The sequence below is a fragment of the Pseudoxanthomonas sp. 68-E7 genome, from assembly GCF_057773145.1.
On sequence record NZ_JBYMTI010000002.1, the window covers coordinates 1 to 20,906 of the forward strand.

Consider the following 20,906-nt stretch of genomic DNA (forward strand, 5'->3'; position numbering starts at 1 on the left):
CGCGGCTTGATGCGGGTCAATGCCGGGCTCGCCGGCGCTGCTTACCTTGCCGACACCGGGGCGCTCGCCCCGGCCCACACATTGCAAGGAAAAACCGATGTCCACTCCCGAACCCACTGACGAGCCATTCCAGCAGCGCACCCGCGCCATGACCCACGCCCTGCGCGAATGGGATCCCGATGCGGAGGTCCAGTTCGAGTCCGCCAGCGGGCGCCTGGCGATCCTGACCACGCTCTCGCCCGAGCGCGTGCGCGAGATCCTTTCCATCGTCGGCGAGCAGGTCGAGGACGTCCCGCAAGAGGCGCGCCGGGGTGGTTGCGGCTGCGGCGGGTGCGGCTGTTCGGGCTGAATCCCCGTCCGCGTCCCCGTCCTCCGCGCGTCGCACCGGATGCGCGAACAAAAAAGAGCCGCTTTCGCGGCTCTTTTTCATTGCGCTTGGAAACCGCCGTGAGTCAGCCCTCCGCCGGCACCGCCGCCGGCAGTGCCTCCCGGCGCGGCGCCACCCACAGGCGGAACACGAACCAGGCCAGGGCGACCGCGCCGACGCTGAACAGCGTGTCGGCCGGAACACGCATCCACACCAGCATGTCCACGATCGGCTGCTGCATGAACTCGGCCGAGCGGGCATACCAGTAACCGTGCTTGAGCGCGGCGTTCAACTGCAGGATGCCCAATGGCAGCAGGGTGAGCGCGGCCATGCCCGCCAGACCGATGTTGAGCGACCAGAACGCGGTCTTCAGCACCTTCTCGTTCCACTGCACTTCCGGCTTGAGGCCGCGCAGGCAGAACAGCATCAGGCCGATGCCGAGCATGCCGTACACGCCGAACAGCGCGGTGTGGCCGTGGGTCGGCGTCAGGTTCAGGCCCTGCATGTAGTACAGCGGCAGCGGCGGGTTGATCAGGAAGCCGAACAGGCCGGCGCCGACGAGGTTCCAGAACGCGACCGCGATGAAGAACAGGATCGGCCAGCGATAACGCTGCATCCACGGCGTGGCCTTGCCCATCCGGTAGCTGTGGTACGCCTCGAAGCCGACGTAGGCCAGCGGCACCACTTCCAGCGCCGAGAAGCTGGCGCCGATGGCGATGACCGCGGTCGGGGTACCGGTGAAGTACAGATGGTGCAGGGTGCCGAGCACGCCGCCGGCCATGAACACGATGGTCGCGAACAGCACCGCCACCGTGGCCGACTTGACCTGCAGCAGGCCCAGGCGGGTGAACAGGAAGGCGATGACCGCCACCGCGAACACCTCGAAGAAGCCTTCCACCCACAGGTGCACGACCCACCAGCGCCAATATTCGACCATCGACAGGTGCGTGTGTTCGCCCCACATCAGGCCGGCCGCGTAGAACACGCCGATGGCCACGGTGGACAGGAACAGCAGGGAGACGATGGAGCGCGAATCGCCGCCGTTGCGCATCGCCGGCCACAGGGCGCGGCCCACCAGCACCAGCCACAGGGCCAGGCCGATGAACAGGAACCACTGCCAGAACCGGCCGAGATCGACGTACTCCCAGCCCTGGTGACCGAACCAGAAGTTGTGCTTCAGGCCAAGCTTCTGCATCACCGCGAACCACTGGCCGGTGAATGCGCCCACCACGATGATCAAGAGGCAGACCCATAGCAGGTTCACGCCCAGGCGCTGGAACTTCGGCTCATGCCCGGAAATCGCCGGACCGATGTACAGGCCCATGCCCAGCCAGGCGGTGGCGATCCACAGCACCGCCAACTGGGTATGCCAGGTGCGGGTGAGCGAGTAGGGCAGCACGTCGGCCAGGGCGAAACCGTAGGCTTCCTGGCCTTCGACCTGGTAGTGCGCGGTGATCGCGCCGAGCAGGATCTGGACCAGGAACAACGCGATCACCACCCAGAAATACTTGGCGGTGGCGCGCATCGACGGGGTGATCTTGATGTCGGCCAGCGGATCCCGCTTGGGCAGCACGTGCGCCAGTTCGTCGCCGTGGTTGACCGCATAGTGCCAGCCGAGCAGGGCCACACCGGCGATCAGGAACAGCACGCTGAACACCGTCCACAGGAACGCGCTGGGCGGCGGTGTGTTACCGACCAGTTCGTCGGCCGGCCAGTTGGCGGTGTAGGTGATCTCGGCGCCCGGGCGCAGGGTCACCGACGACCAGGCGGCCCACCAGTAGAACCCGGTGAGCTGATGGCGATGGCCGGCGTCGGGCACGGTGTCGTTGCGCATGGCGTAGGCCTCGCGCAGATTGGCCATCGCCGGGTCCTTGCCGAACAACTGCTCGTAGTGCGCGGCGACGGTGCGGATGGCGGCCGCGCGATCCGCGTCCACCTTCACCGTGCCGTTGGCGGCGTCGTAGGTGTTCGGACGCATCAGCGCCTGCACGCGCTTGGCGTAAGCGGCCTGGGTGGGCGCGTCCAGGTCCTTGTAGCTGGCGACGCCGGCTTCGCGCTTGGCCCAGATGTCGAGGATGGCTTCGGCTTCGCGATGCAGCCAGTCCGCGCCCCAGTCGGGAGCGACGTAGCCGCCGTGGCCCCAGATGGAGCCCAGTTGCTGGCCGCCGATGGACTGCCAGACCTGGCGGCCGGTCTCGATGTCCTGGCGGGTGTAGAGAACCTGGCCATCGGCATCGACCACCTGTTCGGGCAGGGGTGGCGCCTGTCGGTGGACCTCGCTGCCGACCCAGAGCAGGACGGCGAACGAGGCGATGAGCAGGGCGGCCAACCCTGCCCACAGCTTGCGTGTGGAATTCATGATGCGGGACTCCGTGGGAACCGCAGGCATGTTCCGCCCGCGTCCGGATCCCCTCCATGACCTACGTCAAGCCGATGTTCATTCGCGTGCGCGCGTGTGGGTTGGATGCGGACGGGCATTGCAGGCCGCGGCTTTCGGCAGGCGCCTTCCGTCCATCGCGCTGCCAGCCGACTTCTTTCCGGGCATGCGGCTCGCGCCGCGGCCGGCATCAGTCGCGCAGCACCGTGGCGGCGAGTGCGTGCAGGCGATCCATGTCGAGGATCTCGACGTCGCGCTGCTTGATGTGGACCAGCCCTTCGCGCTCGAAGCGGCGCAGCACCCGGCTCACCGTTTCCGGCGCCTGGCGCAGGTAATTGGCGATATCGGTGCGCGACATGGTCAGCTGGAAGCGGCGCGAGGAATAACCGCGCGCGGCCAGCCGCCGCGACAGGCCGATGAGAAACGCGGCCATGCGCTCGTCGGCGCTGTTGTCGCGGGCGAACAGCGAGGCCACGCCGATGTCATGGCTCATCAGCCGGAACAGGTGCTGCTGCAGGTTGGGCAGGCGGGTGGCGAGCAGGGCGATCTTGGGAAACGAGAACCGGCACAGCATCACCGTGTCCAGCGCCACCGCGTTGCAAGGATAGCGATCGCCGTGGATGGCGTTGAGACCGATCACCTCGCCGGGCAGGTGGAAGCCCAGGACCTGCTCGTGGCCATCGCGATCCACCTGGTAGGTCTTGACCGTGCCGGCGCGTACCGCGGCGATGGCGCTGAAACTGTCGCCTTCGCGGAATACGTGTTCGCCCGGTTGCAGCGGGCCGACATGCTCCACCAGGACATGCAGATCCATCAGCGCACGCTTGTCCATGCCCTCGCTGAGGCAGGCCTGGGAGAACGCGCAGGTGGAACAGAACGTCAGCGAATCGCCGTCGTCGGAGAGGATGGTGGCGTCGGTGCGTGGGAAAACGACCGGCGAGCTCATGCGGACGCCCCGGATGAGGTCAGATGGTTCGCGAGAACCGCGTGGTCGCGGTGTCCGCGGCGGCGGGCAGGTATCGGTCGAAGCACATGGCGATGATACGCAACAGCAGGCGTCCACGCGAGGTGGCGCACACTTCCCGGGGACCGACCTCGACCAGCCCGTCGACCTGCAACGGCTCCAGGCGGGCCAGGGCGTCGGCGAAATAATCGCGGAAGTCGATGACGTGGCGGCGTTCGACCGCGTCGAAATCGATCCGCCCGTGGCACATCAGCTGCTGGATCACGTCCGCGCGAAGCAGATCGTCCTCGTCCAGGCGCATGCCGCGCCAGACCGGCAGGCGGCCGCTGTCGATCGCCTGTTCCCAGCTGCCGATGTCGCGCGGGTTCTGGCTGAAGCTGGCGCCCACGTGGCTGATCGCGCTCACGCCCAGGCCGATCAGGTCGCTCTCGGCGTGGGTCGAATAGCCCATGAAATTGCGGTGCAGGTCGCCGCGCTGCTGCGCCTGCGCCAGATCGTCGCCGGGCAGGGCGAAGTGATCCATGCCGATGTAGACGTAGCCGGCTTCGCCCAGCTTGTCGATCGCGCAACGCAGCAGGTCCAGCTTCTGTTCGGGGGAGGGCAGCTCCTCGGCGTTGATGCGCTGCTGCGGGCGGAACAGCGCCGGCAGGTGTGCATAGCTGTAGATCGCCAGCCGGTCCGGGCGCGCCTTCAGGGTGATGTCGAGGGTGCGGGAGAACCCGGCCAGGGTCTGCCGGGGCAGGCCGTAGATCAGATCGACATTCACCGAGCGCATGCCGTGGGTGCGGCAGGCGTCGATGATCGCCAGGGTGTCGTCGACGCCCTGCACGCGGTTGACCGCCTGCTGCACGTCGGGGTCGAAGTCCTGCACGCCCAGGCTGGCGCGGTTGAAGCCGGCGCGGGCCAGTTGACCGACCTCGTCCGGGCTGATGAAGCGCGGATCCAGTTCGATCGAGCAGTCGAAGCCCGTGCCCGAAGCGAACGAAAAATGGCGGCGCAGGACGTCGACGACCTCGGTGATCTGGTCGGGCGACAGAAAGTTGGGCGTGCCGCCGCCGAAGTGCACCTGGTTGACGTCGCGGTCGCGATCGAACAGCGGCGAGACCAGCGCGATTTCGCGGTACAGCCGGGTCAGGTAGGCGTCGCCGCGCGCCTTCTCGCGGGTGATGATGCGATTGCAGCCGCAGTAGAAGCACGGGCTGGTGCAGAACGGGATGTGCAGGTACAGCGACAGCGGGCGCGGAATCGGGTCGCCATTGGTGATCGCCGCCACCTCGCGGAGCTCGGTCTCCTGGAACTGCGCCGAGAATTGCGGCGCGGTCGGATAGGAGGTGTAGCGCGGCCCCGGCTTGTCATAGCGGCGGAGCAGTTCGGGGTCGAAGAGGGCGGAAAGGGCTGGCATGGACAAAGGCTAGTCAGTGGCGATGGCCGTTGCCTTGACCTGAATCAACCCCGCGCCAGTTGGCCGGAAGGCTTCAGCTATGTGAGGATGCGGCGTCCGCACCCGCGGATTCCCGTTGGCCTCGCTGGCCGCCGGAGCCCCGGGGTGGAAGTCTTTTCCGGGAGCATGCGTGATCGGATACGAACAGGCCCTGGCCCTGCTGCTGGAAGGGGTGGCGAGGCGGGAAAGCGAAACGGTGGCATCCGCCGATGCCGTCGATCGGGTACTGGCCGCGGATGTCGTCAGTCCGGTGGCGTTGCCCCGGTTCGACAACGCGGCGATGGACGGATTCGCATTGGCCCTGCGGGGGCGCGCACCCTTCGCGCCCGGGCAGGCGTTGTCCGTGTGCGGTTCGGTCGCCGCGGGCATGCGGGCCGGCGCGGCGGGCGGGGGCGCGTGGGAAATCATGACCGGCGCGGCGTTGCCGGCGGGCATGGACACGGTGGTCCCGGTGGAGCGCGTGGAGATCCTCGCTGGCGAGGACGCACAGGCGATCCCGAGCCAGATTCGGCTGCGCGAAGTCCCCGCGCCCGGCGCCAACGTCCGCCGCCGGGGCGAGGATGTCGGCGAGGGCGAGCGGGTGATGGCGGCGTCCGAAAGGGCGACATCCGCCCATGTCATGCTGCTGGCCGCACTGGGAGTTGCCCGCGTGGCGGTGGCGCGGCGGCCACGCGTGGCACTCATCGCGACCGGCCGGGAACTGGTTGATGATGGCGACATCGCGGAAGGCCCCCGCATCCATGACAGCAATACGCCGTTCCTGCGCCTGCGCCTGCGCGCGGCCGGCGCCGAAGTGATCGTCGAGGAACGCGTGGCGGACGAACCGGCCGCATTCGCCGCCGCGCTCGATCGAATCCGGGAACGCGATGTGGATCTGGTGATCAGCACCGGCGCGGTATCGAAAGGACGTTTCGATTTCGTTCCCGCGAGCCTGCGGGCGCGCGGCGCCGAGGTCCTGTTCCACGGGGTTGGCATCCGCCCTGGCAAGCCGTTGCTGGCCGCGAGGCTGGCGGAGGGCAGTCTGCATGTCGGCCTGCCCGGAAATCCGGCGTCGTGCGCGGTGGGCCTGCGCTTTTTCGTCGAACCGGTGCTGCGCGCGATGCTGGGCATGCCCGCGGAACAACCGCTGCGGCTGCCGTTGGCCGAACCGGCCTGGCGGCGCCCGGGGCTGCGCACCCATCTGCACGCCCGCCTGGCCTGCGATGCGGGCGGACAACTGGGGGTGCGGCCATTGCCACGGCAGGAATCCTTCCGCCTGCAACCCTTCCTGGCATCGCACGCGTGGCTGGTGTTGCCGCCGGCGGAGGCCGGAAACGGCAACCTGGCCGCGGGAGATCGCGTGGAGGTGTATCCGCACGGGCACCTCGATGCGTGGCCCTGGCGCCTGGACGGATGAGCCGCGCATGGGCGTGACGATTCCTTCCTGGAGTGGTGTCGTGCTGGCCGGCGGGCGATCCTCGCGCATGGGCCGGGACAAGGCGATGCTGCCATGGCACGGACGCACGCTGCTGGATCACATGCGCGTGCGCCTGCGCGAGGCCGGCGCGACGCGGGTGGTGATCAGCGGCGCCTATCCGGACCCCGATGCCATCCCGGATCCGATCGGCGATGGCGGTCCCGCCGCCGCGTTCGCGCAACTCGCGCCGAAGCTCGCCGATGGCGTGTGGCTGCTGGTGCCGGTGGACATGCCGCTGCTGGACGTCGCGATGCTGGGCAGGCTGGCGGGCGCACGCGCCGACTGCGCGATTTTCGCCGGCCATCCACTGCCGATGCGGATCGTGCTGGGACCGCGCAGCCGGACGGCACTGGCGGCGATGGTGGACGCACCGGCGCCGCGGCGTTCGCTGCGCGCGATCCATGAAGCCCTCGATGGCGTGTTGATCGCGACGGACGGAAGGCGGGCGCAGTTGGCCAACTGCAACACGCCGGCGGAGTGGGAGGCCTTGAACGCGGGCACCGACCGCTGACACGTTCGCATGTAAAGGTTTGTGCTAGGCTCGCTGCGCAGTTCGCCCAGCCATCAACCGCCAGGTGAGCATCATGGAGCATCCACCCCGCCAGGACGTCGCAAGCAAGGCCCGCGAGCGCCTTGCCTTCCTGTTGCTGACCGTGGTCGTTTTTCCGCTGACCGCGGTCCTGGTCGTCGCCGGTTACGGGTTCCTGGTCTGGATCTACCAGATGTTCGCCGGCCCGCCGTCGGGGCCTTGAGCCATGGGTTCCGCACGGACGATTTCCCGACGCGCGCTCCTGTTCGGCCAGTCCGCGACGGATCGCGCCGGCGCTTCGCCGATCCCCGGCCCGTCGCCCGCCCCGCCGGTACTGCGGCCGCCGTGGGCGTTGCCCGGCGGCGCGTTCACGGCTGCCTGCACCGGATGCGTGGCCTGCGTCGATGCCTGCCCCGAGCAGGTCCTGGTGCTGCGCAAGGGCAAGGCGGTGTTCGAGCCCGAGCGCGGCGAATGCACGTTCTGCCACGCCTGCGTCGATGCCTGCGCGCCCGGCGCGCTGCGCGACCGCGAGGAGGGCGCGCCGTGGGCCTATCTCGCCGCCGTGGGCGATGCCTGCCTGGCCGCCCGCGGCGTGGTCTGCGCAAGCTGCCGCGACGCCTGCCCGCAATCCGCCATCCTGATTCCGCCGGCCGCGCGCGGTGGCGCGCGCGTCGACGCGGAGGCCTGCAGCGGCTGCGGCGCCTGCGTGGCGGTGTGTCCGACCGGGGCCATCCACCTGCACCTTCCCCAGGAGAGCGTCGCATGAGCAAGCCCGGCGACGACGAACTGCATATCGCCAGCTTCGTGATCCAGCATCGGCAGGACGCCATGCCGGCGCTGACGGCCGCGATCGGCGAACACGCCGAACTCGAGCTCGCCATTCCGGGCGAAACCCGCAGCGTGGTGCTGTGCGAATCCGCCGACCGCTACGCGGTGATGGATCGCGTCGATCAGCTGCGCGCGGTGCCCGGCGTGCTCAATGTATTGCTGGTGTACCACCATGCCGAACCGCGCCAAGCACTGGAGGCCGAGGTGGGCGCCCGTTCCGATTCGAACCTTGCCGGAGTCCAGTCATGAGCACTCGCCGGGAATTCATCCGCAACAGCGCCGTCGCCACCGCCGCCGCGGCCGCGGGCCTGCCGCTGTCCGGCGGCGGCAGCAACCTGGTGACCGAGGGCGACCTGACCACCCTGAAGTGGGACAAGGCGCCGTGCCGCTACTGCGGTACCGGTTGCGGCGTCAACGTGGCGGTCAAGAACGGCCGGGTGGTGGCCACCCATGGCGACGTCCACGCCGAGGTCAATCGCGGCATCAACTGCGTCAAGGGCTACTTCCTGTCCAAGATCCTGTACGGCCAGGACCGCCTGACCATGCCGCTGCTGCGCAAGAAGAACGGTGTCTACGCCAAGGACGGCGAGTTCGAACAGGTCGGCTGGGACGAGGCTTTCGACGTGATGGCCGCGCAGTTCAAGCGCGTGCTCAAGGAAAAGGGCTCCGACGCGGTCGGCATGTTCGGTTCCGGGCAATGGACCATCTTCGAGGGCTATGCGGCCAACAAGCTGTGGAAGGCGGGATTCCGCAGCAACCACATCGACCCCAACGCGCGGCATTGCATGGCCTCGGCGGTGATGGGTTTCATGCGCACCTTCGGCATGGACGAGCCGATGGGTTGCTACGACGACATCGAGGCCGCCGACGCGTTCGTGCTGTGGGGCTCGAACATGGCCGAGATGCATCCGATCCTGTGGACCCGGGTGACCGATCGCCGGCTGTCGCATCCGCACGTGAAGGTGGCGGTGCTGTCGACCTTCGAGCACCGCAGTTTCGAGCTGGCCGACATCCCGATCGTGTTCAAGCCGCAGACCGATCTGGTCATCCTGAACTACATCGCCAACCACATCATCCGCACCGGCAAGGTCAACAAGGACTTCGTCAACAAGCACACCACGTTCAAGCGCGGCAACGACGACATCGGTTACGGCCTGCGCCCGGACAACCCGCTGGAGGTCAAGGCGAAGAACGCCAAGGACCCGAACGGCGGCGAGGCCATCGATTTCGAGGCGTTTGCCCGCTTCGTCGCGCCGTACACGCTGGACAAGGCGGTGGAGATGACCGGGGTCGAGCGCGGCTGGCTGGAACACCTGGCCGAGTTGTACGCGGATCCGAAGATCAAGGTCACCTCGTTCTGGACCATGGGCTTCAACCAGCACACCCGCGGCGTGTGGGCCAACAACATGGTCTACAACCTGCACCTGCTGACCGGCAAGATCGCCACCCCGGGCAACAGCCCGTTCTCGCTGACCGGCCAGCCGTCGGCCTGCGGCACCGCGCGCGAGGTCGGCACCTTCAGCCACCGCCTGCCGGCGGACATGGTGGTGACCAATCCCGAGCACCGCAGGCATGCCGAGGAAATCTGGAAGGTCCCGCACGGCACCATCAAGCCCAAGCCCGGCTACCACGCGGTCGAACAGAACCGGGCCCTGAAGGACGGCAAGCTCAACGCCTATTGGGTGATGGTCAACAACAACATGCAGGCGGCGGCCAACCTGCGCGAGGAGACCTGGCCCGGCTACCGCAATCCGCAGAATTTCATCGTCGTCTCCGACGCGTATCCCACCGTCACCGCGCAGGCGGCGGACCTGATCCTGCCGGCGGCGATGTGGGTGGAGAAGGAGGGCGCCTACGGCAATGCCGAGCGCCGCACCCAGTTCTGGCACCAGTTGGTGAAGGCGCCGGGGCAGGCGCGTTCGGACCTGTGGCAGCTGATGGAGTTCTCCAAGCGCTTCACCACCGACGAGTGCTGGCCGGCCGAACTGCTGGCGGCCAACCCGCAGTTCAAGGGCAAGACCCTGTTCGACGTGCTGTACCGCAACGGCAATGTCGATCGCTTCCCCATCACCGACATCGAGGCGGGCTACGCCAACGACGAATCAGCCGCTTTCAGCTTCTACGTGCAGAAGGGCCTGTTCGAGGAGTACGCCGCGTTCGGGCGCGGCCATGGCCACGATCTGGCTCCGTTCGACGCCTACCACAAGGCGCGCGGCCTGCGCTGGCCGGTGGTCGACGGCAAGGAGACCCGCTGGCGCTACCGCGAGGGCGCCGATCCCTACGTCAAGGCCGGCACCGGCTTCCAGTTCTACGGCAATCCGGACGGCAAGGCGGTGATCTGGGCCTTGCCCTACGAGCCGCCGGCCGAATCGCCGGACGAGGACTACAACCTGTGGCTGGTCACCGGCCGCGTGCTGGAACACTGGCACTCCGGTTCGATGACCATGCGCGTGCCCGAGCTGTACCGCAGCTTCCCGGCCGCGGTGGTGTTCATGAATCCCGACGATGCGCGCGAGCGCGGGCTCAAGCGCGGCGACGAGGTGAAGGTGGTGTCGCGGCGCGGCGAGATGCTGTCGCGGGTGGAAACGCGCGGGCGCAACCGGATGCCGCCCGGCGTCATCTTCGTGCCGTGGTTCGACGCCGGCCAGTTGATCAACAAGGTCACCCTGGACGCGACCGATCCGATTTCCAAGCAGACCGACTACAAGAAGTGCGCCGTCAAGGTGCTGGCCGTCTAGGAGATTCGCCATGCGCAACAAGCCATTGCTGATTGCCCTGGGATTGACGGTGGTCCTGGCGGTGCTGGTGTTCGCGGCCGGCTGGATGTTCGGCCGCCACCGCGCCGCCGAAGCGCCGGTGGCGACCGCATCGGCCGGCGTGGCCGGCCCGGGCATCGATGCGCCGTTGCCCGGTGGCCAGATCGATGCCATCCGCCGCGGCGTGCCGATCGACCAGGAAGGCGCACCGCCGCCGATGGCGCGGGTCGAGAATGCCGACATCAAGCGGGTGCGCGCGTATCCGATGCAGCCGCCGACCATCCCGCACGCGATCGACGGCTACCAGGTCGACAAGAACAGCAACCGCTGCATGCTGTGCCACGCCCGCGCCAACGCCGCCACCTTCCAGGCGCCACCGGTAAGCGTGACCCACTACATGGATCGGGACGACCAGTTCCTGGCGACCATCTCGCCGCGCCGCTACTTCTGCAACCAGTGCCACGTGGTCCAGACCGACGCCAAGCCGCTGGTGGCGAACAACTTCCAGGACATCGACAGCGTGATCGCGACCACTCCGGCCACGCCCGCCGCGCCGGCCACGCAGGGGAGCGAATGAGCCATGTGGGAACGGATCAAGCATCGCCTGCTGCCCATTTGGCGCACCCTGCGCTCACCGAGCCGGCATTACAGCCTGGGGTTCCTGACCGTGGCCGGTTTCGTCGCCGGCATCGTGTTCTGGGGCGGCTTCAACACCGCGCTGGAGGCCACCAACACCGAGACCTTCTGCACCGGCTGCCATGAGATGCGCGACAACGTCTTCCAGGAACTGAAGACGACCATCCACTACAGCAATCGCTCCGGCGTGCGCGCGACCTGCCCGGACTGCCACGTGCCGCACAACTGGACCAACAAGATCGCCCGCAAGATGCAGGCCTCGAAGGAAGTCTGGGGCAAGGTGTTCGGCACCATCGACACCCGCGAGAAGTTCCTCGATCACCGGCTGGAGCTGGCGATGCACGAGTGGGACCGGCTGAAGGCCAACGATTCGCTGGAATGCCGGAACTGCCATGACTACTCGTCGATGGATCTGACCCGGCAGGGATCGCGGGCGGCCCAGACCCACAAGCTGTGGCTGGGCACGCGAAAGAAGACCTGCATCGATTGCCACAAGGGCGTGGCCCACCATCTTCCGGACATGACCGGAGTGCCGCAGGGCTGAACTCCCCAGCCGCTGCGGCTTCCCCAAAACCCTGCCTGGAGCCCCGCCGAGCCGTGCGTGTTCGCGCGGTTCACTTGCCGCCGCGGCGGCGCTCTTCCTCGCGCATCTTCTTGCGCAGGAACAGGCTGACCCAGATGCCGATGCCGAACATGACGAGGCTGCCGCCGATGGCCAGCCAGCCGACCGGCTCCAGCAGGATTTCGCGAAGGATCGGATGCATGTGGCGTTTCCCTGGATGGACTGGGGGCAGGTTAGCGCGGCGGCGGGGCGCGGCATTGACTTGAATCAATGGCGCCCGGTCGATGCGCCGCGCGAAGAGCGCGTGCACGGGAATCCGGCGGCGGTATGCGATAAGGAGCGCCGGAGGAACGCCCCATGACCGGTACCTATTCGCTTCTCATCTCGCCCGAGCACGCCGAACTGGTGCAGGGCGATGTCGGCGCCGATCTCGGGACCGGCTTCCGGCTGGTCCACGAACAATTGCAGAAGACCACCGGATCGCGCTGGTATTTCTACGCCGAACCGTCCCTCAGCAAACCCGAGGCGCTGCGCCGCGCCCAGCAGTGGTACGACTCCAGCGGGCATCCGGACTGGCCGGGCCTGGCCGAACGCGCCTGAGCGCAAGCGACCTCGACATCGCCTTCACCACGCTTGCCACAGCTTGGAGCGGATCGCCACAGGGACCGTTCCATGCCGGATCCGCACAGCCCCGACGCAGGCAGCCAAACCGTTCTGCTGGCGCTGGAGGACGGCATCCGGCGCATCCGCGACGCACGCCAGGTGATGGCCTTCGCCGCCGAGCACCTGGCCCGCCATCTCGGCGTGGATCGCGTCTGTTATGCGGAAATGGACCGGGCCGGCGAGCGTTTCGCGCTGCAGGTCGAATACACCAGCGGCCGCCTGCCGCCGCTGGGCGGCCAGCACCGGCTGGACGCGTTCGGTGATTCGGTCGGCGAGTCGATGCGCCGCGGCGAGCCGCTCAGCTGCGCCGACACCCAGGCGCTGGCGGGGCTGAACGAGGTGCAGCGGCGAACCTACCGCGACAGCGGCATCCGCGCCCATATCAGCATGCCGCTGGTGCGGGAGGGCGACTTCAAGGCGATCCTGGCCGTGCACCACGCCGAACCGCGCGCGTGGACGGCCGAGGAACAGGCGCTGGTGCGGGATGTCGGCGATCGCACCTGGGAAGCGGTGCTGCGGACCCGGATCGCGGTGGAACTGCGGCGCAGCGAGGCGCGCTTCCGGCAACTGTTCGAATCCATCGACCAGGGCTTCTGCATCATCGACATCGCCTTCGGCGTCGACGGCCATGCCTACGACTACCGCTTCATCGAGGTCAATGCGGCTTTCGCCCGGCATACCGGCCTGGGCGAAGTGACCGGCCGCAGCATGCGCGAGGTGGCCGTCGATCTGGAGGCGTCCTGGTACGAGGTCTACGGGGAAGTCGCCCGCAGCGGGCGGCCCCAGCGATTCGAGAAGCAGGCCGTGGGCCTGGGCGGGCGCTGGTTCGAGGTGTATGCCTTTCCATTGGAGGGCATCGGCCACCAGGTCGGCGTGCTCTTCAGCGACATCAGCGAACGGCGCCGGATCAGCGATGCGGTGCGCGAAAGCCAGGTCCAACTGGCGGCGGTAATCGAGCACGTGCCGGTGGGCATCGGCCTGTTCGACACCGAAGGGCACTACCTGATGATCAATCCGCGCCTGCAGGAACTGGTCGGCGACACGCTGCCTTCGCGGGAATCGCGCTCGCGCTGGCGCGCCTACGATGCCGACGGCCGCCTGCTGTCGCCGTCCGAATACCCGAGTTCGCGCGCCCTGCGCGGCGAGACGGTGCCGCCAACGGTGGATTTCCACATCTACCTGGATGGCAAGGAACGCTGGATCGTGTTCGGCGCGGTGCCGCTGTGGCGCGATGGCGTCGTCATCGGCGGCATCTCGGTGGCGCAGGACATCACCGAGCGCCGGCGGGTGGAAAGCGCGCTGCGCGAAAGCGAGTGGCGGCTGTCCACCCTCATCGAGGGCATTCCGCAACTGGTGTGGCGATCCTCGGATCGCGGCCACTGGACCTGGGCCAGCCCGCAATGGGAGCAGTTCACCGGCCAGGATGCGGTGGCGGCGGTCGGACGCGGCTGGCTGGAGGCGATCCATCCGGACGATCGCGCCGCGACCCTGGAGGCCTGTGCGCAGGCGGACGAAGGCGAAGTCATGGCGGTGGAGCATCGCGTGCGCCATGCCGGAAGCGGCAGCTACGTCTGGCATTCCACCCGCTCGCGGCCGTTGCGGGACATGCGGGGCCACATCGTCGAATGGCTGGGCACGACCACCGACATCCAGCAGTTCAAGGAACTGCAGGCGCGCCAGCGCGAATTGCTGGAGCAGCAGGCCGGGCAGAACCGGCGCAAGGACGAGTTCCTGGCGATCCTGGCCCACGAGCTGCGCAATCCGCTGGCGCCGCTGCGGACCACCCTGGAGTTGCTGGTGGAAGCGGGCGACGCGCCGTTCGCGCGCTCGCTCACCCGCATGCAACGGCAGGTCGATCACATGGTGCGCCTGGTGGAGGACCTGCTGGAGGTGTCGCGGATCACCCGCGGCACCATCGAACTGCGGCGCGAGCCGCTGGATCTCAACGAGGTGCTCAATGTCGCCGTCGACACCAGCCGTCCCTGGATAGAACAGGCCGGGCACGTACTCGACATCGAACTGGCGCCACCTCCCTGCTGCAGGGTGGACGGGGATCCGGTACGGCTGGCGCAGGTGTTCTCCAACCTGCTGAACAACGCCGCCAAGTTCACCCACGCGCCCGGGCGCATCTCGCTGGCATCGACGCGGGTGGGTGAGCGGGTGCGGGTCACGGTGAGCGACAACGGCGTCGGCATGCCGGCGGAGCGCATCGGCGAGATATTCGATCTGTTCGCGCAGATCCGGCAGGAAAAACAGCAGATGCTCAGCGGCCTGGGCATCGGCCTGACCCTGGTCCGCAGCATCGTCGAACTGCACGGCGGCAAGGTCACGGCGCACAGCGACGGCATCGGGCAGGGCAGCCGGTTCGAAGTCGAACTGCCCCTCATCCCCGTGGACGGATCGGGAGACGACGACATGATGGAACCGCGGACGACGACAGGCAGCCGGCATCGGCTGATGGTGGTGGACGACAATCGCGACGCCGCCGACGCGGTGGCCGAATATCTGGAGTTCGCCGGGCACGAAGTGGCGGTCGCCTACGATGGCGAATCGGCCTTGGCCCGTTTCGCCGGCTTTGCGCCGGAAATGGTGCTGATGGACCTGGGCATGCCCGGGCTCAGCGGCTATGAAACGGCCGCGCGCATGCGCGCATTGCGGAAGGACGCGCCGCTGACCCTGGTGGCGCTGAGCGGCTGGACCCACGAGGACGACAAGCGCCGTTCGCGTGAAGCGGGTTTCGACGTGCACCTGGCCAAGCCGGTGGAAGTGGCGACACTGCGGCGCCTGATGGCCGAGTACCTGGGCACGGGATGAGCGACGGGGCGACGCGCCGGGCGGCTTTCACCCGTCGTAGCCATCGCGACGGGACAATGGAGTCCCGTTCAAGGAATCCGCCCATGGAACCCCAGGCCAAGCCATTGGAATCCTCGCAGGGCGCCGGCAGGCGGCGCGGACAGATCCTGCGCTTCCTGTTCCGTTACCGGAATTCGGGATTGTTCTCCGGGCTGGACACCAGCCTGGAGGATGCCGACCTGACCGTGGCCGAAGGCACGCCGCAGGAACTGGCGCAGGATCTCGAGGCGCTGGGCCCGGCGTTCGTGAAGATCGGCCAGATGCTGTCCACCCGCCCCGACATCGTGCCGCCGGCCTTTGCCAGTTCCTTCGAGCGCATGCAGGAGCACGTCGAACCGGTGCCGTTCGAAGCCGTTCGCGAAGTGGTGGAAGCCGAGCTCGGCGTACGGCTCAGCCATGCCTTCGCCGATTTCGAGGCCAAACCGCTGGGCTCGGCGTCGCTGGCGCAGGTGCACCGGGCCTGGTTGCGCGACGGCAGGCCGGTGGCGGTGAAGGTGCAGAAGCCGGGCATCGCCCAGCAACTGCTCGGCGATCTGGATCTGCTGCGCGGCTTCGCCCGCAACGCCGATCGCTTCACCGATGTCGGCCGGCGGGTGCGCTTCGCCGATTGGCTGGAGGAATTCAGCCGCACCCTGCTGGCCGAACTGGACTACCAGGCCGAGGCGGAGAACCTGGTCCGGTTCCGCCTGCACCTGGCGCCGTTCCCGGAATTGTGGGTGCCCGCGCCGGTGGCCGACCTGAGCCGGCGGCGGGTGCTGACGATGGAACTGGTGGACGGTATCCGGGTGGATCAGATTCCCGGCGTGCGCCGCACCGAGCAGGCCATGGACACACTGGCCTCGGCGCTGCTGCGCGGCTATCTCGACCAGATCTTCGTGCACGGTGAAATCCACGCCGATCCCCACCCGGGCAACCTGCGGGTGACCCGCGACGGGCGCCTGGCGGTGTTCGATCTGGGCATGGTCGCCAACATTCCGCCCAAGCGGCGCGACTGCCTGCTCAAGCTGCTGTTCGCCGCGGTCGACGGCCGCGGCGAGCAGGCCGCGGACGAGGCCATCGCGATGGGCACGCGGCTGGAGGACTATGACGAGGAGCGCTTCGTGCGCGAGGTCGGCCACCTGGTCAGCCACTACACCGCGCATGCGCGCACCACCTCGTCCGGGCGGGTGGTGCTGGAACTGGTGCGGGTGGCCACCGCCAGCGGCCTGCGCACGCCACCGGAGCTGAGCCTGCTGGGCAAGGCGTTGCTCAACCTGGACGCGGTCTGCCGGCACCTGGCGCCGGACATGGATCCCAAGGCCATCGTCGAGCGGCATCTCCAGCACGTGATCCGGGCGCGGCTGCGGCAGTCCCTGTCCTCGCCGAACATCGCCAGCGAGTTGATCGAGATCCAGACCCTGTTGCGTGAAGGACCGCGCAAGCTGTCCGATGCGCTGTCGCTGATTGCCGAGAACAAGCTGCAGCTGCGGGTGGCCGGGCTGGAGGAATCGCGGTTGATGGAAAACCTGCAGAAGATCGCCAACCGGATCGCCGCCGGGCTGGTCACCGCGGCCCTGATCGTCGCGTCCTCGCTGATGATGCGGGTGGAAACCCGCAGCACCCTGTGGGGTTATCCGACCGTGGCGCTGCTGCTGTTCCTGCTGGGGGCGGGGCTGGGCGTGGGCATCGTGATCAGCGCGCTGCGGCGCGACCGCACCGCGCGTTCGCGCGAGGAGCGCGCGCCGCGCTGACGTTGCCATGACCGCTTTCCTGTACCTGTTGCCCTGTGCCGGCGAGAATCTGATCAAGCTGGGCATCTCCCGGGATCCGCTGGCGCGCGCGCGCAGCCTGGCGCCGCGCTGGTTCGAGTTCTTCGATCTGGATCGCGCCTGGCTGCTGCAGGCCGATCGCCTCGCCGAGGCGCAGGCGTGGGAAACCGCGCTCAAGCGTTCGCTCAAGCCGCACAATGCGCCGGCGCCGCTGCTGTCGGTGCGCGCCGCCGGCGGTTTCAGCGAATGGTTCCGTGGCGCGCACGGCGCCGTGCTGGATCACATGGAAGCGATGGCCAGGCAGGGGTTCGCACTGCATCCGGCCCGGCCCTGGCTGGGCCAGGCGCTGGCGCGTGGCAGCGATTCCCTGTACGGCTGGGCCGATGCGCTCTGGCAATCCATGCTCGATAGCGGCATCGATCCCTCGCTGCATCCGCTCGCGCCTTCGCTGCGCGACGCCTGCGACGAACAGGCCGCATTCGCGCTGGGGGTGGAGGACCGGCTGCCGGCGGATGTGGTGCGCTGGTATCGCGACGTGCGCGGTTGAACGGGTCAGTCCGGCGCCTTGGCCGGGACGAACGGCGATACCGGATCGCTGGCCGGGAAGGTCTCCTCCAACGCCTCGTCCTGGTTCTCGCTTTCGTGATGCTTGCGCTTGCGTTCCTGGTGCGGTGTCTCGGGCGCGTCGCGGTCTTCTTCCGGCGCGGGTGGATCCTTGCGATCGCGGTTCATGGCGGTCTCCGGTGGGAGGACCGCGCCAGTGTGGTACCGGGCAGGTGGTACCGGCGTGAACCCGGCGCGTGCGCGTGCGCGGATTCAGCGTCGGTTGCGATCACCGGTCCCCAGCGGATCGGGATAATCGCGTTCCGGATCACGGCGACCGGTGCCGCGCGGGACATCCGGCTGGTCATGGTCCTTCCAGCGCGCACGATCATTGCGCAGGCGGTCGGGGGTGTGCGCCTTCTGCTGGTCGCCCTCGGGATTCCCGCGCGGCGACGGTGGATCGGGGTTTCGTTTCATGGAGCGTCTCCCGGTGGGGTTGGGGGTACATCGCCAGCCACCCGCGCCGCCACCTTGCGCAGGTCGCGGCGCAGATCGCGCAGCGCGTGTTCGCGTGGTTCGCCACGCATGCGCAGGATGGCGGAAGGGTGCCAGCTGGCGATGGCGTCGGTGCGTTCGTCGAGCGCGCGCCAGCGGCCGCGTTCACGGGTCAGGCGGAATGCGTTGCCGAACAGCGTCTGCGCGGCCATCGCGCCGAGCGCGACCACCCAGCGCGGGCGCAGCCGCAGCAGCTCCGCCGCCAGCCATGGCCGGCATGCGGCCTGTTCGGCGGCGTTGGCGCGCTGATGCAGGCGCCGCTTGCCGCGCGGATGGAACTTGAAGTGCTTCACCGTGTTGGTCAGGTACACCGCATCGGCGGCCAGGCCGCATTCGGCGAGCAGGTCGCGCAGCAGTTGTCCGGCCGGTCCCACGAAGGGCTCGCCCTGCCGATCTTCCTGGTCGCCGGGCTGTTCGCCGATGAGCATCACCGCGGCACGCGCGGGACCGGCGCCGAACACCGTTTGCGTCGCGTCCCGCCACAACGGACACGCCCGGCAATCCGCCGCACGCAGGCGCAGTTGGCGCAGCGTGCCGGCGGGAACGGTATCCACCGGCTTGGGCAACGGCACCCGCGGCGGCGCGGCGCGCGGCATCGGCTCAGCACTCGCGCCACGGACGCGACTCAGGCATCGGCCAGCTCATGCACGGCGGGTCGGGCGGCCTGGGAAACCACCGCCGGCGCTTCGCGATGAGGGCGCGGCAGTGGCGCGATGGGCGCCATCGGCATCGCCACCCGCCGGCGTTCGGCCACGGCCAACACACGCAGGCGCGCGATCCGGCTGCGCGCCCAGCGGGCGGACCAGCGCATGCCGGCCGCCACCGAGCGCACCGCGACATTGGCCTGCGGATTGAGCGGGTCGTGCAACTGCACGCTCACCAGCCAGCCATCGCGCAGGGGATGGATCTCCAGCACGTTGCAGCCATCGAGCAGCAGGCGCGCGCCAGTCCATGCATCGTCGGATGTGGCTTCCACCCAGGTGAAATCCGAAGGAAGCTTCATCGGCACGGCTTTGGTCATGGCATGCATCCTGTTTGGGGGGGATGCGGTTACATAGCAGATCACATGCCATCGCAAACTGACTGGAAACAGCATCCTGGATCGCGGTTGCGGAGCGCATGGACGCAGGCGTTTCCATGTGCCTGAAAAAATTTCCCTCGAAGTGGAAAGCGCGTGAAGAGCGTGCCTTGGCATCATGCTCACGAGCGTTTCCCTAACGTGCTTGTTCAGCTGAAACGCCAGGTTCGATCTTGCGCCGGCGTAACCGGGAGTGAACATGAAACGCAGCGGCAAGCCATCCACCACCACGAAATCCCCTTCCGGGAATCGGCGCGCTTCCGCTTCCCGTCCGTCCGGGAAGGCATCCTCGACGGCGCAGCGCCAGCGGCAACTGCAGGACGATGCGATGGAGAAGAACGCGCGCGCGCCTTCGCCGAAGAAGAAACCGGTGCAGGCCGGCAGCCGCCGGCAGCCGGAGCCGCCGCTGAGCCGCCAGCACCTGGCCAAGCCGGGCAACGAGTCCGAACTCGACGTGCCGCCGCGCTTCCTCGCCCGGGACTACCGGGGCAGCGGCAAGTTGCAGGAGCGCCGCGCGATCATCACCGGCGGCGACTCCGGCATCGGCCGGGCGGTGGCGGTGCTGTTCGCGCGGGAAGGCGCGGACGTGGCGATCGTCTACCTGGACGAACACGAGGATGCGCGCGAGACCGCGCGCCATGTCGAGGCGGAAGGGCGCCGCTGCCTGCTGATCAGCGGCGACGTGCGCGATCCGGATTTCTGCGGACAGGCGGTGGCGCGCACGCTGGAGGCATTCGGCGGGCTCGACATCCTGGTCAACAATGCGGCCTTCCAGCAGCACGTCAAGCGGCTGGAGGACCTCAGCGACGCACAACTGGCCGAAACCCTCCAGACCAATATCGGCGGTTACTTCAACATGACCCGCGCGGCATTGCCGCATCTGCGCGAAGGCGCCTGCATCATCAACAGCGGCTCGGAAACCGGCCTGTTCGGCAGCAAGGAACTACTCGATTACGCGGCGACCAAGGGCGCGATCCATGCCTTCACCAAATCGCTGGCCAGCAACCTGCTGCCACGCGGCATCCGCGTGAACGCGGTGGCGCCGGGACCGGTCTGGACGCCGCTCAATCCGGCGGACCGGGAAGCCGGGAAGGTCGCCACCTTCGGCAAGGACAGCGACATGGGACGCCCGGCCCAGCCCGAGGAACTGTCGCCGGCTTACGTGTTCCTGGCCTCGCCGATCACCGCCTCCTACATCAACGGCGCGGTGCTGCCGGTGATGGGGGGACCCTACGGATAGGCGGACAACGAAACCGTCAGGCGCGATCCCGCAGTCCGCTTTCGCCGGACTGCTTGGCGCAGTGCGCGCAGCAGTAGATGGTGCCGTCGCTCTCGACCCCGTGGCCGATGACCATGCAGCCGCAATGCGCGCAGCGCGGCGCGAAGGCGTGGATGGCGCATTCGAACGCATCGAAGGTGCCGGTGCGTCCCTGCTGGGTGACGGTGAAGCTCTTGTCGTAATCGTTGCCACAGACGTCGCAGCGGGCCATGGGATACCTCTCGTCGTTTCGGGAAGGGAATGGGCCCATGGGTGGCGCGGACCCGTCGCC

General features: G+C 68.2%; 23 protein-coding genes. 14 read left to right on the plus strand and 9 right to left on the minus strand.

Translation table 11 applies throughout. The features are described 5' to 3' along the window. The first annotated feature begins 97 nt into the window (after positions 1 to 97). A complete protein-coding gene (locus AC3DE2_RS04605) occupies positions 98 to 349 on the plus strand; it encodes a hypothetical protein (RefSeq protein WP_295378460.1) in 252 nt (83 codons plus the stop codon). A 103-nt stretch (positions 350 to 452) separates the two neighbouring features. Here AC3DE2_RS04605 and AC3DE2_RS04610 read toward each other — a convergent pair whose 3' ends face one another. From AC3DE2_RS04610 to hemN, 3 genes are all read right to left on the minus strand, one after another. Beyond that, a complete protein-coding gene (locus AC3DE2_RS04610; RefSeq protein ID WP_488425255.1) occupies positions 453 to 2,726 on the minus strand; it encodes a nitric-oxide reductase large subunit in 2,274 nt (757 codons plus the stop codon). A gap of 208 nt (positions 2,727 to 2,934) precedes the next feature. After that, on the minus strand, positions 2,935 to 3,690 hold the full coding sequence (locus AC3DE2_RS04615) for a helix-turn-helix domain-containing protein (protein WP_295378456.1): 756 nt from the start codon (positions 3,688 to 3,690) through the stop codon (positions 2,935 to 2,937). Between the two features lie 19 nt (positions 3,691 to 3,709). After that, positions 3,710 to 5,110, minus strand: coding sequence for an oxygen-independent coproporphyrinogen III oxidase (hemN, locus tag AC3DE2_RS04620; RefSeq protein ID WP_295378454.1), 1,401 nt, complete (start codon positions 5,108 to 5,110; stop codon positions 3,710 to 3,712). 169 nt (positions 5,111 to 5,279) lie between these two features. Between hemN and AC3DE2_RS04625 the strand changes: the two genes are divergently transcribed. The 8 genes from AC3DE2_RS04625 to AC3DE2_RS04660 all read left to right on the plus strand — a co-directional run bounded on the left by AC3DE2_RS04625 (position 5,280) and on the right by AC3DE2_RS04660 (position 11,898). Further along, positions 5,280 to 6,545: a molybdopterin molybdotransferase MoeA gene (locus AC3DE2_RS04625; RefSeq protein ID WP_488425256.1), complete on the plus strand. Its 1,266-nt coding sequence runs from the start codon at positions 5,280 to 5,282 to the stop codon at positions 6,543 to 6,545. Positions 6,546 to 6,558: 13 nt separating this feature from the next. Next, positions 6,559 to 7,116, plus strand: coding sequence for a molybdenum cofactor guanylyltransferase (gene mobA, locus AC3DE2_RS04630; protein ID WP_488425258.1), 558 nt, complete (start codon positions 6,559 to 6,561; stop codon positions 7,114 to 7,116). A gap of 73 nt (positions 7,117 to 7,189) precedes the next feature. Then, positions 7,190 to 7,357 carry a periplasmic nitrate reductase, NapE protein gene (gene napE / locus AC3DE2_RS04635; protein ID WP_295374753.1) on the plus strand — a complete coding sequence of 56 codons (168 nt, stop codon included), beginning with the start codon at positions 7,190 to 7,192 and terminating at the stop codon, positions 7,355 to 7,357. A 3-nt stretch (positions 7,358 to 7,360) separates the two neighbouring features. Then, positions 7,361 to 7,900 carry a ferredoxin-type protein NapF gene (locus AC3DE2_RS04640; RefSeq protein WP_295374756.1) on the plus strand — a complete coding sequence of 180 codons (540 nt, stop codon included), beginning with the start codon at positions 7,361 to 7,363 and terminating at the stop codon, positions 7,898 to 7,900. Beyond that, positions 7,897 to 8,211, plus strand: a complete 315-nt coding sequence (locus tag AC3DE2_RS04645; protein WP_488425259.1) for a chaperone NapD — start codon at positions 7,897 to 7,899, stop codon at positions 8,209 to 8,211. Before AC3DE2_RS04640 ends, AC3DE2_RS04645 begins: the two co-directional genes overlap by 4 nt. After that, entirely contained in the window at positions 8,208 to 10,700 is a 2,493-nt protein-coding gene (gene napA, locus AC3DE2_RS04650) for a periplasmic nitrate reductase subunit alpha (RefSeq protein ID WP_488425260.1), read from the plus strand. Before AC3DE2_RS04645 ends, napA begins: the two co-directional genes overlap by 4 nt. Before the next feature lie 10 nt (positions 10,701 to 10,710). Beyond that, positions 10,711 to 11,295, plus strand: coding sequence for a nitrate reductase cytochrome c-type subunit (locus tag AC3DE2_RS04655; protein WP_488425262.1), 585 nt, complete (start codon positions 10,711 to 10,713; stop codon positions 11,293 to 11,295). 3 nt (positions 11,296 to 11,298) lie between these two features. After that, on the plus strand, positions 11,299 to 11,898 hold the full coding sequence (locus AC3DE2_RS04660; protein WP_295374768.1) for a NapC/NirT family cytochrome c: 600 nt from the start codon (positions 11,299 to 11,301) through the stop codon (positions 11,896 to 11,898). Positions 11,899 to 11,968: 70 nt separating this feature from the next. Here the strand turns inward: AC3DE2_RS04660 and AC3DE2_RS04665 are convergent, their stop codons facing one another. Continuing rightward, the gene (locus tag AC3DE2_RS04665; protein ID WP_141452787.1) at positions 11,969 to 12,118 is read right to left on the minus strand and encodes a DUF3149 domain-containing protein; all 150 of its coding nucleotides are present in this window, start codon (positions 12,116 to 12,118) and stop codon (positions 11,969 to 11,971) included. A 155-nt stretch (positions 12,119 to 12,273) separates the two neighbouring features. On the opposite strand from AC3DE2_RS04665, the gene AC3DE2_RS04670 reads away from it, so the two are divergent. The 4 genes from AC3DE2_RS04670 to AC3DE2_RS04685 all read left to right on the plus strand — a co-directional run bounded on the left by AC3DE2_RS04670 (position 12,274) and on the right by AC3DE2_RS04685 (position 17,727). Next, positions 12,274 to 12,516, plus strand: coding sequence for a hypothetical protein (locus AC3DE2_RS04670; RefSeq protein WP_295374775.1), 243 nt, complete (start codon positions 12,274 to 12,276; stop codon positions 12,514 to 12,516). Between the two features lie 72 nt (positions 12,517 to 12,588). Then, positions 12,589 to 15,393, plus strand: coding sequence for a PAS domain S-box protein (locus AC3DE2_RS04675; protein ID WP_295374778.1), 2,805 nt, complete (start codon positions 12,589 to 12,591; stop codon positions 15,391 to 15,393). An 83-nt stretch (positions 15,394 to 15,476) separates the two neighbouring features. Beyond that, a complete protein-coding gene (locus AC3DE2_RS04680) occupies positions 15,477 to 17,162 on the plus strand; it encodes an ABC1 kinase family protein (RefSeq protein ID WP_295374781.1) in 1,686 nt (561 codons plus the stop codon). Between the two features lie 7 nt (positions 17,163 to 17,169). Further along, positions 17,170 to 17,727, plus strand: a complete 558-nt coding sequence (locus AC3DE2_RS04685) for a GIY-YIG nuclease family protein (RefSeq protein ID WP_295374784.1) — start codon at positions 17,170 to 17,172, stop codon at positions 17,725 to 17,727. 5 nt (positions 17,728 to 17,732) lie between these two features. On the opposite strand, the gene AC3DE2_RS04690 is transcribed toward AC3DE2_RS04685, so the two are convergent. The 4 genes from AC3DE2_RS04690 to AC3DE2_RS04705 all read right to left on the minus strand — a co-directional run bounded on the left by AC3DE2_RS04690 (position 17,733) and on the right by AC3DE2_RS04705 (position 19,299). Beyond that, entirely contained in the window at positions 17,733 to 17,912 is a 180-nt protein-coding gene (locus tag AC3DE2_RS04690) for a hypothetical protein (RefSeq protein WP_295374787.1), read from the minus strand. Positions 17,913 to 17,996: 84 nt separating this feature from the next. Then, positions 17,997 to 18,200, minus strand: coding sequence for a hypothetical protein (locus AC3DE2_RS04695; RefSeq protein ID WP_295374789.1), 204 nt, complete (start codon positions 18,198 to 18,200; stop codon positions 17,997 to 17,999). Continuing rightward, positions 18,197 to 18,874, minus strand: a complete 678-nt coding sequence (locus AC3DE2_RS04700) for a UdgX family uracil-DNA binding protein (protein ID WP_488425263.1) — start codon at positions 18,872 to 18,874, stop codon at positions 18,197 to 18,199. Before AC3DE2_RS04700 ends, AC3DE2_RS04695 begins: the two co-directional genes overlap by 4 nt. 29 nt (positions 18,875 to 18,903) lie before the next feature. Next, positions 18,904 to 19,299: a hypothetical protein gene (locus tag AC3DE2_RS04705; protein ID WP_295374793.1), complete on the minus strand. Its 396-nt coding sequence runs from the start codon at positions 19,297 to 19,299 to the stop codon at positions 18,904 to 18,906. 256 nt (positions 19,300 to 19,555) lie between these two features. Between AC3DE2_RS04705 and AC3DE2_RS04710 the strand changes: the two genes are divergently transcribed. Then, a complete protein-coding gene (locus tag AC3DE2_RS04710; RefSeq protein WP_488425265.1) occupies positions 19,556 to 20,596 on the plus strand; it encodes an SDR family oxidoreductase in 1,041 nt (346 codons plus the stop codon). Between the two features lie 16 nt (positions 20,597 to 20,612). Here AC3DE2_RS04710 and AC3DE2_RS04715 read toward each other — a convergent pair whose 3' ends face one another. Continuing rightward, a complete protein-coding gene (locus tag AC3DE2_RS04715) occupies positions 20,613 to 20,846 on the minus strand; it encodes a hypothetical protein (protein ID WP_295374798.1) in 234 nt (77 codons plus the stop codon). Positions 20,847 to 20,906 lie beyond the last annotated feature (60 nt).

Bases quoted from the DNA above. Each gene is read 5' to 3' on its own strand.
- AC3DE2_RS04605 (WP_295378460.1), top strand. From the start codon at position 98: ATGTCCACTCCCGAACCCACTGACGAGCCATTCCAGCAGCGCACCCGC.
- AC3DE2_RS04610 (WP_488425255.1), bottom strand. From the start codon at position 2,726: ATGAATTCCACACGCAAGCTGTGGGCAGGGTTGGCCGCCCTGCTCATC.
- AC3DE2_RS04615 (WP_295378456.1), bottom strand. From the start codon at position 3,690: ATGAGCTCGCCGGTCGTTTTCCCACGCACCGACGCCACCATCCTCTCC.
- hemN (WP_295378454.1), bottom strand. From the start codon at position 5,110: ATGCCAGCCCTTTCCGCCCTCTTCGACCCCGAACTGCTCCGCCGCTAT.
- napE (WP_295374753.1), top strand. From the start codon at position 7,190: ATGGAGCATCCACCCCGCCAGGACGTCGCAAGCAAGGCCCGCGAGCGC.
- AC3DE2_RS04640 (WP_295374756.1), top strand. From the start codon at position 7,361: ATGGGTTCCGCACGGACGATTTCCCGACGCGCGCTCCTGTTCGGCCAG.
- AC3DE2_RS04645 (WP_488425259.1), top strand. From the start codon at position 7,897: ATGAGCAAGCCCGGCGACGACGAACTGCATATCGCCAGCTTCGTGATC.
- napA (WP_488425260.1), top strand. From the start codon at position 8,208: ATGAGCACTCGCCGGGAATTCATCCGCAACAGCGCCGTCGCCACCGCC.
- AC3DE2_RS04655 (WP_488425262.1), top strand. From the start codon at position 10,711: ATGCGCAACAAGCCATTGCTGATTGCCCTGGGATTGACGGTGGTCCTG.
- AC3DE2_RS04660 (WP_295374768.1), top strand. From the start codon at position 11,299: ATGTGGGAACGGATCAAGCATCGCCTGCTGCCCATTTGGCGCACCCTG.
- AC3DE2_RS04665 (WP_141452787.1), bottom strand. From the start codon at position 12,118: ATGCATCCGATCCTTCGCGAAATCCTGCTGGAGCCGGTCGGCTGGCTG.
- AC3DE2_RS04670 (WP_295374775.1), top strand. From the start codon at position 12,274: ATGACCGGTACCTATTCGCTTCTCATCTCGCCCGAGCACGCCGAACTG.
- AC3DE2_RS04675 (WP_295374778.1), top strand. From the start codon at position 12,589: ATGCCGGATCCGCACAGCCCCGACGCAGGCAGCCAAACCGTTCTGCTG.
- AC3DE2_RS04680 (WP_295374781.1), top strand. From the start codon at position 15,477: ATGGAACCCCAGGCCAAGCCATTGGAATCCTCGCAGGGCGCCGGCAGG.
- AC3DE2_RS04685 (WP_295374784.1), top strand. From the start codon at position 17,170: ATGACCGCTTTCCTGTACCTGTTGCCCTGTGCCGGCGAGAATCTGATC.
- AC3DE2_RS04690 (WP_295374787.1), bottom strand. From the start codon at position 17,912: ATGAACCGCGATCGCAAGGATCCACCCGCGCCGGAAGAAGACCGCGAC.
- AC3DE2_RS04695 (WP_295374789.1), bottom strand. From the start codon at position 18,200: ATGAAACGAAACCCCGATCCACCGTCGCCGCGCGGGAATCCCGAGGGC.
- AC3DE2_RS04700 (WP_488425263.1), bottom strand. From the start codon at position 18,874: ATGCCGCGCGCCGCGCCGCCGCGGGTGCCGTTGCCCAAGCCGGTGGAT.
- AC3DE2_RS04705 (WP_295374793.1), bottom strand. From the start codon at position 19,299: ATGACCAAAGCCGTGCCGATGAAGCTTCCTTCGGATTTCACCTGGGTG.
- AC3DE2_RS04710 (WP_488425265.1), top strand. From the start codon at position 19,556: ATGAAACGCAGCGGCAAGCCATCCACCACCACGAAATCCCCTTCCGGG.
- AC3DE2_RS04715 (WP_295374798.1), bottom strand. From the start codon at position 20,846: ATGGCCCGCTGCGACGTCTGTGGCAACGATTACGACAAGAGCTTCACC.